Raw genomic sequence first — 13,882 nt, forward strand, 5'->3', positions numbered from 1 at the left:
CCAGGCCCAGCCACCACCTTCACTAGGAGCCAGCAGATGTCCGACAACCAGGGGTACGACCTCGTTCTCAAGGGCGGCACCGTCCTCGACCCGGCCAACGGCCGCAACGAGCGTGCTGACGTCGCGATCAGCGGCGGCACCATCGCCGCGATCGGCCCGGACCTGGCCGCCGGTGGCGCGCAGGTCGTCGACTGCGCCGGCTCGACCGTCGTGCCCGGCCTGGTCGAGGGCCACAGCCACATCTTCCAGGACGTCTCGAAGGTCGGCGCCCCCGCCGACGAGGCCCACCTGCGCCGCGGTGTCGTCGCGGTCGCCGACGCCGGTACGGCGGGCGCCTCGACGTTCGACGCCTTCCGCAAGGTCGTCGTCGACGCCAACGAGATCCGCGTCGTCAACTTCCTCAACGTCTCGGTGCTCGGCCTCATCGACTTCCGCTTCGGCGAGCTGCTCAACCCCGACACCCTCGTCGTCGAGGACGCGCTCGAGGCCGCCGCCAACCACCCGGGCATCGTCCGCGGCTTCAAGATCCGTCTCTCCGAGGACGTCGTCGGCCACCACTGGCAGGCGCTGCTGAAGAAGTCGGTCAGCCTGGCCGAGCAGGCCGGCCTGCCGCTGATGGTGCACATCGGCGAGACCGAGGAGCCCGTCCCCGCCGTCCTGGACTACCTGCGCGCCGGCGACATCGTCGCCCACTGCTACACCGGCAAGCCGCACGGCATCCTCGACGAGAACGGCAAGGTGCTCCCGGGCGTCAGCGCGGCGCGCGAGCGCGGCGTCCTCTTCGACTCCGCCCACGGCAAGAGCAACCTGAGCTTCAACGTCGCCCGCGAGGCCATCGCCGACGGCTTCCTGCCCGACATCCTCAGCTCGGACACCAGCGCTCGCAACTGGCGCGGCCCGGTCTTCGACCTGGTCACCAGCATCTCCAAGCTGCGCGCCCTCGGCGCCCCGCTCGACGAGTGCATCCGCCGCGCGACCATCGTCCCGGCGCAGGTCCTCGGCCTCGACAGCGAGGGCTACGGCCGCCTCGACGTCGGCGGGATGGCCAACGTCACCGTCCTCACCGAGACCGCCGAGGTCACCCTGCCTGACGCCTCGGGCAACTCGATCGTCGCGCCGCGCCTCGAGCCGACCACCGTCGTGCACAAGGGCGCGCTCGTCGAGACCACGCCGTGGCGGGGTGGCGCGTCGGCGTGAGCACCGTGCACCAGCTCCGGCGACGGGTCCGGGAGGGACTGGCGGGGGAGGGCCGGCTGACCGGCACCTTCGTCAAGCTCCCCACCCCGGACGTCGTCGAGCTGGCCGCGCGCTCCGGGCTCGACCTCGTCGTGGTCGACCTGGAGCACTCCACGCTCACCGAGCGGGACGCGATCGGCCTGGTCCGGCACGCCGCCCTCTGCGGGCTTCCCGCACTGGTGCGGCTGCCGGTGGTCGACGCCCCGCTCGTCGCCCGCCTGCTGGAGAACGGCGCCGCCGGACTCCAGCTCTCGACGCTCCAGTCCGTCGCCGAGCGGGAGCGGCTCCAGGAGTGCTGCCGGTTCGCGCCGGTCGGCACCCGCTCGGTCAGCCTCGCCAACCGCGCGGCGGCCTTCGGGGCGATCCCGCTCGCGGAGTTCCTCCGCATCGAGGACGCCGACCCGCCGCTGCTCGTCGGCCAGATCGAGACCCCGGTCGCCGAGCCCCTGGCTGACGTCGTCCGCGGCCTCGACGTCGCCTTCGTCGGCACCACCGACCTCGCCGTCAGCCTCGGCCTGCCCGCGCCGGACGCCCTGGCGGCCGCCGTCGACGCCGTCCGCGCCGCCGCCGACGAGGCCGGCGTCGCCTTCGGCGGCTGGGTACCCGCGCTCGCCGAGGTCTCCCGGCTCGGGCTCGACGCCGCGTCGTACGTCGTCGTCAGCTCGGACCTGCAGCTGCTCGCCCACGGCCTCCGGGCCGTCACTCCCCAGGAGGACGCATGACCGCGCTCAACCCCTCGCTCTTCGGCAAGGTCGTCAACTGGGACGACCTGCCCCAGCGCGAGATCCGTCCCGGCGTACGCCGCCGGATCTTCGCGACCGACGAGGTCCTCATCGCCCACCACGAGCTCGAGGTGGGGATGACGCTCAACCCCCACTCCCACGAGGACTTCGACCAGCTGGTGTTCATCGCCTCGGGTCGCTGCAACTACCACGTCGCCGGGGTCGCCCACGACATGCGGCCGGGCTCGTTCCTGCTCGTCCCCCGGGGTGCGGAGCACTACGTCGAGCCCACCGAGGGGCCGTGCGTGAACATCGACTACTTCGTGCCGCCGCGCGCGGACCTGCTCGAGAAGCTCGAGCTCCCCGTCTAGCCCTCCACGACCGCCACGGCGTCGATCTCCACCCGGAAGTCCGGGTGGACCAGCCCCGCCACCTGCACCAGCGAGCTGGCGGGCAGCCGGTCCGGGTCGAGGTACCGGTCGCGCACCGCCCGGACGGCGGGCAGGTCGGCGAGGTCGGTGAGGAAGTAGCCCATCTTCACCACGTCGCCCCAGCCCGCCCCCGCGGCGGCCAGGGCGGTCTGCAGGTGCTCGAACACCTGCTCCGCCTGGGCCGTCACGTCGGCGGGGTCGACGACGGTGCCGTCGGTCCGGGCCGGCACCTGACCCGAGACGTGGACGACCCGTCCCGGGCCGGCCACGGTGACGTGGCTGTAGCCGTTGCTGGGCGGCAGTCCCTCCGGACGTACGAGGTGGTCGGTCATGCCGCCATTCTTACCGGCCCCGCGGTCTCAGGGGCGCCGCGGCAGCAGCGCCCGGACCGACCGGGCCCGCAGCGCGCCGGCCCACAGGCCCGCGCCGTAGGCGAGGTCGTCGAGCCGCCGCGCCACCAGCCCGTACGGCGCACCGGGGTGCTCCACCCGCGCGACGACGGCGTCGACGACGAGCGCCGTCGCGACCATGCGCCGTACGGTGCGGCTCGGCAGGGCCAGGGCCACCGTCAGCGGCCACCAGTGCCGCAGCAGCAGCGCGGACTCCTGGCGGACCGCCCAGCCGAAGCCGCGGGCCACCAGTCCGGCCGCCAGGCGGTGTCGTCCGGATTCCACGGGGAGCCGGCGCTCGACCGAGACGAGCCCGGTCGCGAGCCCGGCCGCCACCACGGGGGCCGACCAGCGGCGCCGCGCGAGCAGGGCCGCCGCCGCGCCGGCCATCGGCAGGGAGAGCACGGCGGGCGCGATCCGGTCGCCGTGGCGGGCGGCGAGCGGAGCGCCGCCGGTCCCGTAGACGAACTTGCGGCCGAGCCAGCCGCCCATCCCTGGCCGTACGTCGTGCGCGGCCACCTCGTCGGGGTCGTAGCGCACCACCCCGCCCGCGGCGACGGTGCGCCAGACCAGGTCGACGTCCTCGCCGACGCGCATCGCGGCGTCGAAGCCGGGACGGATCGCGTCGGTCCGGGCGACCAGGCAGGCGCTCGGCAGCCAGCCGACGGCGGCTCCGGGGCGGACCGCGCACGCGCGGGTGCCGAGGCTGAGCGACGAGGCCTGCTCGTCGTACCGCTCGAACCAGCGGGGGCGTGCGCTCCGCGCCCGGCCGGTGATCCGTGGGCCGGCGAGGGTGACGGCGGGGTCCTCGAAGTGCCGGGCCAGCCGGCGCAGCGTGGCGGCGTCGACGGTGACGTCGGAGTCGACGAAGGCGACATAGGGGGTGCGGACCCGCGCCAGACCGGCGTTCCGGGCTCCGGCCGGGCCCACGTTGACGTCGAGCGGGACGACGGAGGCGCCGTGCGCCGCAGCCACCCGGGCGACCGCCTCGGGGTCGCGGGAGGCGTCGTCGACGACGATCGTGGCCAGGGGCGTGACCGCGGCGAGAGCGCGGTCGAGCTGCTCGGGACGGTCGCGCACGGGGACGACGACGGTGAGCAGCCCCGGGTCGAGGCCCGGGCCGGTGAGGACGGGATCGGCGAGGTTGCCGTCGAGGAGCCGCCGCGCGACCAGTCCGCTTGCCCGGTCGCGCACGCGCAGGTCGTCGCCGTCCATCAGGGACCGGGCGCGTGGCGTCAGCCGCAGCGCCCGCAGCGGAGAGCCGCCCACGAGCAGGTCGCCGCCGTCCGCGCGCTCGACGTCGGCGCGCAGCCGGACCGCGAACCCGTCGGGCAGCGCGTCGCTCACGGCGCGAACCCGCCGTCGGCGTGGACGACCGAGCCGTTGACCGCCGCGCCCTCGACCGAGCAGCAGAACGCGATCACGGCGGCGACCTCGGCCGGGTCGAGCAGCCGCCGCAGCAGCTGGTTGCCGGCGAACTCCTCGACGTCGGACAGGCCGTAGAGCGCCGCGGTCGCGTCGAGCATCGGTGTCCGTGTCGAGCCCGGGGAGACCGCGCACGCGGTGACGCCGGTACCGACCAGGTCGGCGGCGAGGCCCTTGGTCAGGCCGACGACGGCGTGCTTCGCCGCGTTGTACGCCGCCAGGTGGTGCAGCCCGTGGTGCCCGGCCGCGGAGGCGACCGCGACGAACCGGCCGCCCGACGGGTCCGGACCGGCGAGCATCGCCGGGACCGCGACGGCGGCGGTGTTCCACACGCCCTTGACGTCGACGTCCCAGAGCAGGTCGAGGTCGGCCTCGGAGGTCTCCCACAGGGGGCGGCCACCGGCCACGACCGCCGCGGCGGCGACGGCGGCGTCGAGCCGGCCCCAGCGGTCGAGCGCGAGGTCGACGGCTCCGGCCAGCGCGGCCCGGTCGCGGACGTCGGCGACGCAGCCGATGACGCCGGCGTGGTCCGCGTGGCCGTCGTGGCCGTCGTGACCGTCGTCGAGCGGCAGCTCGTCGACCGCGACCACCCGGTCGCCGCGCGCGAGGAGCGCGCGCACGGTGGCCGCGCCGATCCCGCGGGCGGCACCGGTGACCAGGACGACCCGGCCGACCCGGCCGTCCATCAGGCTCCGCCCACCGCGCGGACCACGTCGCCGACCATCGAGGCCAGGACGACGGCGCCCTCCTCGGCGCTCGCCCCCGCGGGATCGCCGAGCACGCCGTTGGGCGAGACCGCCTTGACGCCGCCGGCGATCATCGCGGGCAGCAGCTCCTCGATGGTGCCGGTGTTGCCGGCCTCGGCACGGTCGACGCGGACGTTCCACGGCGCGAGGTGCAGCATCAACGAGGTCTCGGTCCGCCCGGCGTGCAGGTCGACGTCCTCGGTCGCGCAGGCCACCCAGGACACGTCGTGGCCCTCGTCGGTGAGCTGCCGGACGGCGCCGCGCAGGGCGGTCAGGTTGCCGCCGTGGGCGTTGACGAGCACGACCCGCGCGGCCCAGGTCCGCATCGAGCGGGTGAGCTCGACGACGACCTGGTGCAGCACGTCGGTCCCGATCGAGCTGGTCCCGGCGAAGTCCTGGTGCTCGCCGCTGGAGCCGTACGACAGTGCCGGCGCGACCAGCACGTCATGGTCACGCAGCGCCAGCAGTCGGGCCGCCTCGGTCGCCACCGCGGTCGCGATGACCGTGTCGGTGTCGAGCGGCAGGTGCGGCCCGTGCTGCTCGATCGAGCCGACCGGGACGAGCACCGTCGCCCCGGCCGGGAGGCCGGGGGAGGTGGCTGCCGCCAGCGCCCGCTCCATGGTCACGGCCTCGCGGTCGCCGGCTCGGGCACCCCGAGCGCGCGGTCGAAGCCCTCGGGGATCAGCAGGTGCTCGGGCCGCAGCTCGCTCGTCGAGGAGAGCGCGAGCCCGCGCAGCGCGGAGTCGACGCCGCCGGAGAGCACGTCGAGGACGTTCTCGACGCCGGCCTGGCCGTTGGCCGCGAGGCCCCACAGGTACGCGCGGCCGATGAGCACGGCCTTGGCGCCCAGGGCGAGCGCCTTGACCACGTCGGAGCCGCGCCGCACGCCGCCGTCCATGACGACGTCGATCTGGTCGCCGACCGCCTCGGCGATCGGGCGGACCATCCGGATCGCGGCCGGCGTACCGTCGAGGTTGTTGCCGCCGTGGTTGGAGACCGAGATGCCCGCGACACCGGCGTCGACGGCCCGCAGCGCGTCGTCGACGCGGCACACGCCCTTGAGTACGAACGGCGTACCGCTGATCTGGGCCCAGGTCTCACGCATCCACACGACGTCCTCCCACGAGGGCGGCGGCGTGGTCATCCACTCGTAGTAGGCGCCGAAGAACGTCGGCGCCTCGCCGCCCGGAGGAGCCAGGTTGGGCGCGGTCAGGTCGGGGAGCTTGCCGGTCTGGCGGAACTGCTGGCCGAACTGCCACATCCAGCGGCCCTTGGTCGCGACCTTGGGCGCGAGCCGGATCATCGCCTTGAGGTCGACCTTCTCGGGGATCTCGGGGCTGCCCCAGTCGCGTCCCATCGAGAACGACCAGTCCAGCGTGGCGATCAGACCCTTCGCGCCGGCGTCGTGGGCGCGGGTCATCCGCTGGATCATCGTGTCGCGCTCGCCGGTCCAGTACATCTGGAAGAACGTCGTCGCGCCGGTCGCGGTGACCTCCTCGACGCTCTTGGAGGCGAAGTTCGACAGACCCATGATCGTGCCGCGGGCGGCGGCCGCGCGGGCCACGGCGACCTCGCCGTCGGGGTGCACCGCCTGGACGCCGGTCGGGCTGATGATCACCGGGCTGCCGAGGGTGTGGCCGAAGACCGTCGTCGCCTGGCTGCGCTCGGGGAGCTGGCCCACGACGTGCGGGGCGAGGCCGAGCTCGGCGAACGCGGCCTGGTTGTCGCTCACGCTCTGGCCGCGCTCGGAACCGGCCACCAGGGCGCCGTACACGGGCTGGGGGAGGTGCTTGCGCGCCCGCTCCTGGGCGACGGCGACGGACTCGAACCAGGGGTTCTGCTTCCAGGGGTTCTCGATCTTCATGGTGCGGGATTCCTCAGGTCTGGTCGGGGACGAAGCCGGCGAGCGGGCTCTCCGCGCAGTCGGAGACCGGCGGGCGGGTGAGCAGCGTGAGCATCACCGGCTGGTTGCGCGTGGGGTTGGTCTTGGAGTGGTCCTGGCTCGCGGGCGGGATCACCCGGTCGCCGGCGAGCGCCTGCTCGCCGTACCCCTGGACGCACTCGGGGTCGGGGCCGTCGAGCGGGAGCCCGGTGAAGAACTTCGCGGCCATGCAGCCGCCGCGGCACGAGTCGTAGAACTGGCACTTCGCGCACGCCCCGCCGGTCTGGGGGGAGCGCAGCTCCTGGAACAGCGGCGAGGTCTGCCAGACCTGCTGGAAGCCGCCGTCGAGCAGGTTGCCGGCCAGGAAGTTGTCGTGGATCGCGAACGGGCAGGCGTAGACGTCGCCGACCGGGTCGATCAGGCAGACCACGCGCCCCGCGCCGCACAGGTTGAGGCCCGGCAGGGACTCGCCGAACGCCGCGAGGTGGAAGAACGAGTCGCCGGTCAGCACCTGCTCGCCGTCGGCGGTGTGCGCCATCAGCCAGTCGTAGAGCTCGCGCTGCTGCTCGGGGAGGGGGTGCAGCTCGTCCCAGACGTCGGCGCCGCGGCCGCTGGGGCGCAGCCGGGTCAGGCGCAGCGTGGCGCCGTACTGGTCGGCGAGGGCCTTGAACTCGTCGAGCTGGCCGATGTTCTGGCGGGTGCAGACGACGCTGATCTTGGCGTCCTGGAAGCCGGCGTCCTGCAGGTTCTGCAGGGCGCGCAGGGCGGTGTCGTAGGAGCCCGGGCCGCGCACGTAGTCGTTGACCTCGGCGGTCGCGCCGTCGAGGGAGATCTGCACGTCGACGTAGTCGGTGCTCGCCAGGAAGCGGGCGCGCTCGGGGGTGATCCGGACGCCGTTGGTGGAGAACTTCACGCCGACCTGGTGGTCGACGGCGTACTCCAGGAGCTCCCAGAAGTCCGGGCGGATCGTCGGCTCGCCGCCGCCGATGTTGACGTAGAAGACCTGCATCCGCTGGAGCTCGTCGATGACGGCCTTGCACTGCTCGGTGCTCAGCTCGCGCGGGTCGCGCCGGCCGCTGCTCGACAGGCAGTGCGCGCACTCCAGGTTGCAGGCGTAGGTGAGCTCCCAGGTGAGGCAGATCGGGGCGTCGAGGCCGTACTCGAACTGCTGGACCAGGGTGCCGGTCTGGGGCCGCTCGGGGGCGAGGGTCATGCGCTCTTCTCCTCGGCGATCGCGCCGACGGGGCGCGGGCGGATCATGTCGGTCGCGGCCAGCCCGCGCAGGGCGGCCGCATAGGTGGCGTGCTGGGAGGCCGGGACACCCGCGTTCTCCAGGGCGGTCCGTACGTCGGGCGCCGCGGCGAGACCGCGGACCACCGCGACCAGCTCGGGTCGCTTGAGGAACGTCAGCTTGCGGTTGCCGAAGTGGTAGGCGAGCGCGCCGAAGGGCTCGGGGCGCAGCGCGACCGACGGCGAGAGCGTCCACGGCTCTCCCAGCAGGGCGTCCATCAGTAGACGCCGCACATGCCGTCGATCGAGACCTCCTCGATGAGGTCCTCGGCGACGAGCTCGTCCTGGTGCTCGTTCTCGGGGTTCATGGCACACCTCCTTGGTTGACCTGTGGTGCCGGACACACTAATGGCACTCGTGGTCAAAAAGGAAGCCTCGCGCCGTGCTAACTTGCGGCGCCATGGTCGAAGCAGCGCGGACGTCCGCACGGGGCCGCCCCGTCGCGACCAGTCACGCCGCGATCGAGCAGGCCGCCTTCACGCTCTTCACCGAGCGCGGCTTCGCCTCGACCACGCTCGACGACATCGCCCGGGCGACCGGCGTCGGCCGGCGCACGCTGTTCCGGTACTTCGAGTCCAAGAACGACATCCCCTGGGGCCGCTTCGACCTGACCCTCGCCGGGTTCCGCGAGCTGCTCGCCGCCCAGCCGCACGACCTGCCGCTGCACGAGGCGGTGCACCGCGCCGTCGTCGCGTTCAACAGGTTCCCCGGCGACGCCCGGCCCAGCCACCGCGACCGGATGCGCCTGATCCTCACCACGCCCGAGCTCGAGGCGCACTCGGTGCTGCGCTACGCCGACTGGCGCGCGGTCATCGCCGACTACGTCGCCGAGCGCACCGGCGAGGCGCCGGGCGACCTGCGTCCCCAGCTCGTCGCGCACGTCTCGCTCGCGCTCGCCATGACGGCGTACGAGGCGTGGCTGGGGGACGAGGACGCCGAGCTGGAGGACCTGCTCGACCGCTCGATGGCCGCGCTGCGCGACCACCTGGGCGTCGTACCGGGTCAAGGCGGTCGCGGAGAGGGCCTCCCGCAGGGGATCATGGGCGGGTGAGCGGCGCGACGACCGAGACCGGTCCTGAGGGGGAGGAGCTCGGCCCCCACGAGGACGAACCCCACGAGCAGGGCTTCAACAACCGGCTCAACTGGCTGCGGGCCGGCGTCCTCGGCGCCAACGACGGCATCGTGTCGACCGCCGGCATCGTGCTCGGCGTGGCCGGCGCGACCACCGACCGGTCCGCGATCCTCATCGCCGGCGTCGCCGGGCTCGCCGCCGGCGCGATGAGCATGGCCGCCGGCGAGTACGTCTCGGTCAGCACCCAGCGCGACTCCGAGGAGGCGCTCCTGGCCAAGGAGAAGCGCGAGCTGCGCGAGGACCCCGAGGACGAGCTCGCCGAGCTCGCCGGGCTCTACGTCGACAAGGGCCTCGAGCCCGACCTCGCCCTCGAGGTGGCCAAGCAGCTCACCGCCAAGGACGCCCTCGCCGCGCACGCCGAGGTCGAGCTCGGCATCGACCCCGACGACCTCACCAACCCCTGGATGGCCGCGCTCGCGTCGATGCTCTCCTTCACCCTCGGCGCCCTGCTCCCGCTGCTCACGATCCTGTTCGTCAGCGACGACCTGCGGGTCGGCGTCACCGTCGGCGCCGTCGTCCTCGCCCTCGCGGTGACCGGCTGGGCCAGCGCCCGCTTCGGCTACGGCTCCCCGGGCCGCGCCGTCGCCCGCAACGTCCTCGGCGGCCTGCTCGCCATGCTCGTCACCCACGGCATCGGCCAGCTGGTCGGCACCCAGGTCTAGGGTTCCTCCACCTATGCGTATCTTCACCGCCGTCATCCCCTCCCCGGACGCCGTCGACCACCTCGACGCCTTCCTCGAGCCCCGCCGCGCCGCCGCCGACTTCCGCTGGACCCGCGCCGAGCAGCTCCACCTCACCCTCGCCTTCATGGCCTCCGTCCCCGAGCCCCGCGTCGACGACTACGTCGACCGCCTCGCCGAGTCCCTCGACGACATCACCCCGGCACCGGCACAGCTCGCGGGCGCCGTCGTGTTCCCGAACGTCGCCGAGGGCCGCATCCTCGCCACCGGACTCACCGGCACCGCCCCCTTCGCCCAGCTCGCCGTACGGGCGCGCAACGCCGCCGTCGTCTCCGGCATCGAGGTCGACGGCCAGCGCTTCCGCCCCCACGTCACCGTCGCCCGGACCGGCGGACGGCCGACCGAGCTGACCAGCTGGGTGCGGCTGCTGGAGACCTACGAGGGTCCGGAGTGGTCGGTGGGGGCCGTCGCGGTCGTCGCGTCGCACCTGGGCGAGGGGGCTCGGCGTACGCCTCGGTACGAGACCCTCGCCGAGATCCAGCTCTGACACCCGCCCCCGCCGAAGTCGCGGGGTTTCTGGGTCGAAGTCGCGGGGTTGCTGCGCCGAGGGTGCAGGTTTCCTGGGTCGAGGTCGCAGGGTGGCCGGTGAGCTGGGTTGCGGTGGCGGCCGCGCTTAGCCGGCCGTCTCCCGCCGTCAAGGACCCTCGCTGCGCTCGGTCCGCTTCGCGGCGCCTTCGGCGTCCTTGACTGCGGGGCCCTGACGGCCGGCTTGGGGCGCGACAACGGCACGGGCTCCGCCCGCGCCGCCGCTGTGCGGCCGCCACCTCCGGCTGGACCCGTCGGCTTCGCCGCCTCGTCCCGCAGACGGCCAGGGGCCCGGATCCTGGTGGATCCGGGCCCCTGGCGTTGGTGCGTGGGTGCGGGCTGGGTCAGTCCAGCGCGCGGACGATGTCCTCGACCCGGTCCTTCGCGTCGCCGAACAGCATCTGGCTGTTCTCGCGGAAGAACAGCGGGTTCTGGACACCGGCGTAGCCGGCGGCCATGGAGCGCTTGAAGACGATGACGTCCTTGGCGTTCCAGACCTCGAGGACCGGCATGCCCGCGATCGGCGAGCTGGGGTCCTCGGCGGCGGACGGGTTGACGGTGTCGTTCGCGCCGATGACCAGGACGACGTCCGTCTCGGGGAAGTCGTCGTTGATCTCGTCCATCTCGAGCACGATGTCGTAGGGCACCTTGGCCTCGGCCAGCAGCACGTTCATGTGGCCGGGGAGGCGACCCGCGACGGGGTGGATGCCGAAGCGTACGTCGACGCCCTTGGCGCGGAGCTTGGCGGTGAGGTCCGCGACGGGGTACTGCGCCTGCGCGACGGCCATGCCGTAGCCGGGCGTGATGACGACCGACGAGGCGTTGGCGAGGAGCTCGGCGGCGGCGTCGGCCTGGATCTCGCGGTGCTCGCCGTAGTCCTTGTCCTCGGCGGGGCCGGCCTCGATGCCGAAGCCGCCGGCGATGACCGAGATGAACGAGCGGTTCATCGCCTTGCACATGATGTACGACAGGTACGCACCGGAGGAGCCGACGAGCGCACCGGTCACGATGAGCAGGTCGTTGCCGAGCAGGAAGCCCGAGGCGGCCGCGGCCCAACCGGAGTACGAGTTGAGCATCGAGACCACGACCGGCATGTCGCCGCCGCCGATGGAGGCGACGAGGTGCCAGCCGAGGGCCAGGGCCAGGAGCGTGATGACGGCCAGCAGGATGGTCGCGCCGGTGTCGTCGTGGGTGTCCATCGCGACGTAGACGGCCGTCAGGATGGCGAACAGCACGAGCGAGCCGATGTTGATGAAGTTCTTGCCCGGGAGCATGAGCGGGGCGGACTTCATCTTCGCCGACAGCTTGAGGTTGGCGACGATCGAGCCGGTGAAGGTGACCGCACCGATGAAGATGCCGATCGCGACCTCGGCCTCGTGGATGTTGATGAGGCTGGGCATCGTGTCGTGCGAGCCGAGGACGTGACCGTTCCAGCCGATCGCGACGGCGGCCAGACCCACGAACGAGTGCAGCAGCGCGATGAGCTCGGGCATGCCGGTCATCTCGACGATCTTGGCGCGCCAGATGCCGATCGCGGCACCGATGGCGATGGCGGCGAGCATCAGGACGATGACCAGGCCGCGGCCGTCGATGTACTCGCTGACGTCGATGGTGCCGGCGACGGTCGCGACCAGGGCGACCGCCATGCCGACGATGCCGAAGGTGAGGCCGTTCTTGGCGGTCTCGTGCTTCGACAGGCCCGCCAGCGACAGGATGAACAGCAGGGCCGCGACGATGTACGCCGCGCCGGTGATGGAGTTGATGTCCATGGTCAGGCTCCCTTGCTGAACATCGCGAGCATGCGTCGGGTCACGGCGAAGCCACCGAACACGTTGATCGACGCGAGCAGGATCGCCACGGCCGAGAGGCCGACGACGAGCTTGTCGTCACTGGCCACCTGGACCAGGGCGCCGACGACCACGACGCCGGAGATGGCGTTCGTGACCGACATCAGCGGCGTGTGCAGGGCGTGCGCGACCTTGCCGATCACGTAGTAGCCGATCACGATCGACAGCATCAGCACGGTGAAGTGCCGGCGCAGCTCGTCGGTCGGCGCCAGCGCGTTGACCAGCCAGAAGAGGCCGATGGCGCCGAGCACGAGGCCGACCTTGGCGCCGGCCGACATCGGCGGCTTGGTCTCCTTGACCGGGGCCGCTGCGGCGGGCGCGGCGGCCGGGGCCGCCGAGACCTGCACGGCCGGCGGGGGCCAGGTCGACTCGCCATCCCGTACGACGGTGATGCCGCGCTGCACGACGTCATCGAAGTCCAGCGTCAGGTTGCCGTCCTTCTCCGGGGTCAGCAGCTTGAGCAGGTTGACGATGTTGGTGCCGTAGAGCTGCGACGTCTGCGCGGCCAGGCGGCCGGCGAGGTCGGTGTAGCCCAGGATCGTGACGCCGTTGTCGGTGACGACCTTCTGGTCGGTGACCGTGCCGGCGGCGTTGCCGCCGTTGGCGGCGGCCATGTCGACGATGACCGAGCCGTTGCGCATGCCGGCGACGGTCTCGGCGGTGATCAGGGACGGCGCGGGACGGCCCGGGATCAGCGCGGTGGTGATGACGATGTCGGCGGCGCGCGCCTCCTCGTCGTACATCGCGGCGGTCGCGGCGACCTGGGCCTCGGACATCTCCTTGGCGTAGCCGTCGGAGGAGACCTCCTGCTCCATGTCGACGTGGACGAACTGCGCGCCCATCGACTCGACCTGCTCGGCGACCTCGGGGCGTACGTCGAACGCGCGCACGATGGCGCCCATCGCGGACGCCGCACCGATCGCGGCGAGACCGGCGACACCGGCGCCGACGACGAAGACGCGGGCCGGCGGGATCTTGCCCGCGGCAGTGACCTGGCCGGTGAACATCCGGCCGAACTCGTGGGCCGACTCGACGACGGCGCGGTAGCCCGCGACGTTGGCCATCGAGGACAGCACGTCCATGGACTGCGCGCGGCTGATCCGCGGGACCGCGTCCATCGCGAGGCCGGTCACGCCCTGCGCCTGGAGCTTGTCGATCAGCTCCGGGCTGCGGCCCGGCGCCATCATCGAGATGATCGTCGCACCCTGCTTGAGGCGGCCGATCTCCTCGTCCGTGGGGGCGTTGACCTTGACGACGACGTCAGCGGCCCACACCTCCTGCGTCGTACCGACCCGCACTCCGGCCTCGGTGAACGCGGTGTCGGGCTGGTCGGCGTGGTCGCCGGCGCCCGACTCGACGATCACGTCGTAGCCGAGGTTGGTCAGTTGGGATACGGTCTTGGCGGTCGCCGCAACCAGGGATTCGCCCGGTTTCGACTCGCGCGGGATGCCGATGAGCATCAAGCCTCCAGCCCTTCTGTGGATAAACGCGAGTCAACCTACACAGAGGGCACCCTC

The 13,882-nt window shown here is 72.8% G+C and carries 16 protein-coding genes; 6 read left to right on the forward strand and 10 right to left on the reverse strand.

Annotated features, from left to right (window positions below):
* Positions 1–36 precede the first annotated feature (36 nt).
* The 3 genes from CCO04_RS02915 to CCO04_RS02925 are packed head-to-tail and all read left to right on the forward strand — an operon-like array spanning position 37 to position 2,329.
* Positions 37–1,197 carry an amidohydrolase family protein gene (locus tag CCO04_RS02915; RefSeq protein WP_215812584.1) on the forward strand — a complete coding sequence of 387 codons (1,161 nt, stop codon included), beginning with the start codon at positions 37–39 and terminating at the stop codon, positions 1,195–1,197.
* The gene (locus tag CCO04_RS02920; RefSeq protein ID WP_215812585.1) at positions 1,194–1,958 is read left to right on the forward strand and encodes an aldolase/citrate lyase family protein; all 765 of its coding nucleotides are present in this window, start codon (positions 1,194–1,196) and stop codon (positions 1,956–1,958) included. The genes CCO04_RS02915 and CCO04_RS02920 overlap by 4 nt, the downstream gene beginning before the upstream one ends.
* The gene (locus CCO04_RS02925; RefSeq protein ID WP_215812586.1) at positions 1,955–2,329 is read left to right on the forward strand and encodes a cupin domain-containing protein; all 375 of its coding nucleotides are present in this window, start codon (positions 1,955–1,957) and stop codon (positions 2,327–2,329) included. The genes CCO04_RS02920 and CCO04_RS02925 overlap by 4 nt, the downstream gene beginning before the upstream one ends.
* Here CCO04_RS02925 and CCO04_RS02930 read toward each other — a convergent pair.
* From CCO04_RS02930 to mftA, 8 genes are read right to left on the reverse strand one after another with little or no spacing between them, the layout of a single operon-like run.
* Positions 2,326–2,721, reverse strand: coding sequence for a RidA family protein (locus tag CCO04_RS02930; protein WP_215812587.1), 396 nt, complete (start codon positions 2,719–2,721; stop codon positions 2,326–2,328). The two genes, CCO04_RS02925 and CCO04_RS02930, sit on opposite strands and share 4 nt — an antisense overlap.
* Positions 2,722–2,748: 27 nt before the next feature.
* Positions 2,749–4,125 (reverse strand): mycofactocin biosynthesis glycosyltransferase MftF, encoded by a 1,377-nt coding sequence (gene mftF, locus CCO04_RS02935; RefSeq protein ID WP_308281108.1) that lies wholly within the window; start codon positions 4,123–4,125, stop codon positions 2,749–2,751.
* Positions 4,122–4,889 (reverse strand): mycofactocin-coupled SDR family oxidoreductase, encoded by a 768-nt coding sequence (locus tag CCO04_RS02940; RefSeq protein WP_215812588.1) that lies wholly within the window; start codon positions 4,887–4,889, stop codon positions 4,122–4,124. The genes mftF and CCO04_RS02940 overlap by 4 nt, the downstream gene beginning before the upstream one ends.
* A complete protein-coding gene (gene mftE / locus CCO04_RS02945; protein ID WP_215812589.1) occupies positions 4,889–5,569 on the reverse strand; it encodes a mycofactocin biosynthesis peptidyl-dipeptidase MftE in 681 nt (226 codons plus the stop codon). Before mftE ends, CCO04_RS02940 begins: the two co-directional genes overlap by 1 nt.
* Before the next feature lie 2 nt (positions 5,570–5,571).
* Positions 5,572–6,813, reverse strand: a complete 1,242-nt coding sequence (mftD, locus tag CCO04_RS02950) for a pre-mycofactocin synthase MftD (RefSeq protein WP_215812590.1) — start codon at positions 6,811–6,813, stop codon at positions 5,572–5,574.
* A 13-nt stretch (positions 6,814–6,826) separates the two neighbouring features.
* Positions 6,827–8,044 carry a mycofactocin radical SAM maturase gene (gene mftC, locus CCO04_RS02955; protein WP_215812591.1) on the reverse strand — a complete coding sequence of 406 codons (1,218 nt, stop codon included), beginning with the start codon at positions 8,042–8,044 and terminating at the stop codon, positions 6,827–6,829.
* Complete coding sequence (gene mftB / locus CCO04_RS02960) at positions 8,041–8,340, reverse strand: mycofactocin biosynthesis chaperone MftB (RefSeq protein WP_252372600.1); 300 nt, start codon at positions 8,338–8,340, stop codon at positions 8,041–8,043. Before mftB ends, mftC begins: the two co-directional genes overlap by 4 nt.
* Positions 8,340–8,429, reverse strand: coding sequence for a mycofactocin precursor MftA (mftA, locus tag CCO04_RS02965; RefSeq protein ID WP_075018440.1), 90 nt, complete (start codon positions 8,427–8,429; stop codon positions 8,340–8,342). Before mftA ends, mftB begins: the two co-directional genes overlap by 1 nt.
* 92 nt (positions 8,430–8,521) lie before the next feature.
* On the opposite strand from mftA, the gene mftR reads away from it, so the two are divergent.
* Genes mftR through thpR form a run of 3 tightly spaced genes read left to right on the forward strand, consistent with a single transcriptional unit; the run spans position 8,522 to position 10,480 of the window.
* A complete protein-coding gene (gene mftR / locus CCO04_RS02970; RefSeq protein WP_215812592.1) occupies positions 8,522–9,172 on the forward strand; it encodes a mycofactocin system transcriptional regulator in 651 nt (216 codons plus the stop codon).
* Entirely contained in the window at positions 9,169–9,915 is a 747-nt protein-coding gene (locus tag CCO04_RS02975) for a VIT family protein (protein WP_215812593.1), read from the forward strand. The genes mftR and CCO04_RS02975 overlap by 4 nt, the downstream gene beginning before the upstream one ends.
* Positions 9,916–9,928: 13 nt before the next feature.
* The gene (thpR, locus tag CCO04_RS02980; RefSeq protein ID WP_215812594.1) at positions 9,929–10,480 is read left to right on the forward strand and encodes an RNA 2',3'-cyclic phosphodiesterase; all 552 of its coding nucleotides are present in this window, start codon (positions 9,929–9,931) and stop codon (positions 10,478–10,480) included.
* A gap of 382 nt (positions 10,481–10,862) precedes the next feature.
* Here thpR and pntB read toward each other — a convergent pair whose 3' ends face one another.
* Positions 10,863–12,287, reverse strand: coding sequence for a Re/Si-specific NAD(P)(+) transhydrogenase subunit beta (gene pntB / locus CCO04_RS02985; protein WP_215812595.1), 1,425 nt, complete (start codon positions 12,285–12,287; stop codon positions 10,863–10,865).
* Positions 12,288–12,289: 2 nt separating this feature from the next.
* Positions 12,290–13,825 (reverse strand): Re/Si-specific NAD(P)(+) transhydrogenase subunit alpha, encoded by a 1,536-nt coding sequence (locus CCO04_RS02990; protein ID WP_215812596.1) that lies wholly within the window; start codon positions 13,823–13,825, stop codon positions 12,290–12,292.
* Positions 13,826–13,882: the final 57 nt, after the last annotated feature.

The organism is Pimelobacter sp. 30-1, from assembly GCF_018831735.1.
Taxonomy (GTDB): domain Bacteria; phylum Actinomycetota; class Actinomycetes; order Propionibacteriales; family Nocardioidaceae; genus Nocardioides.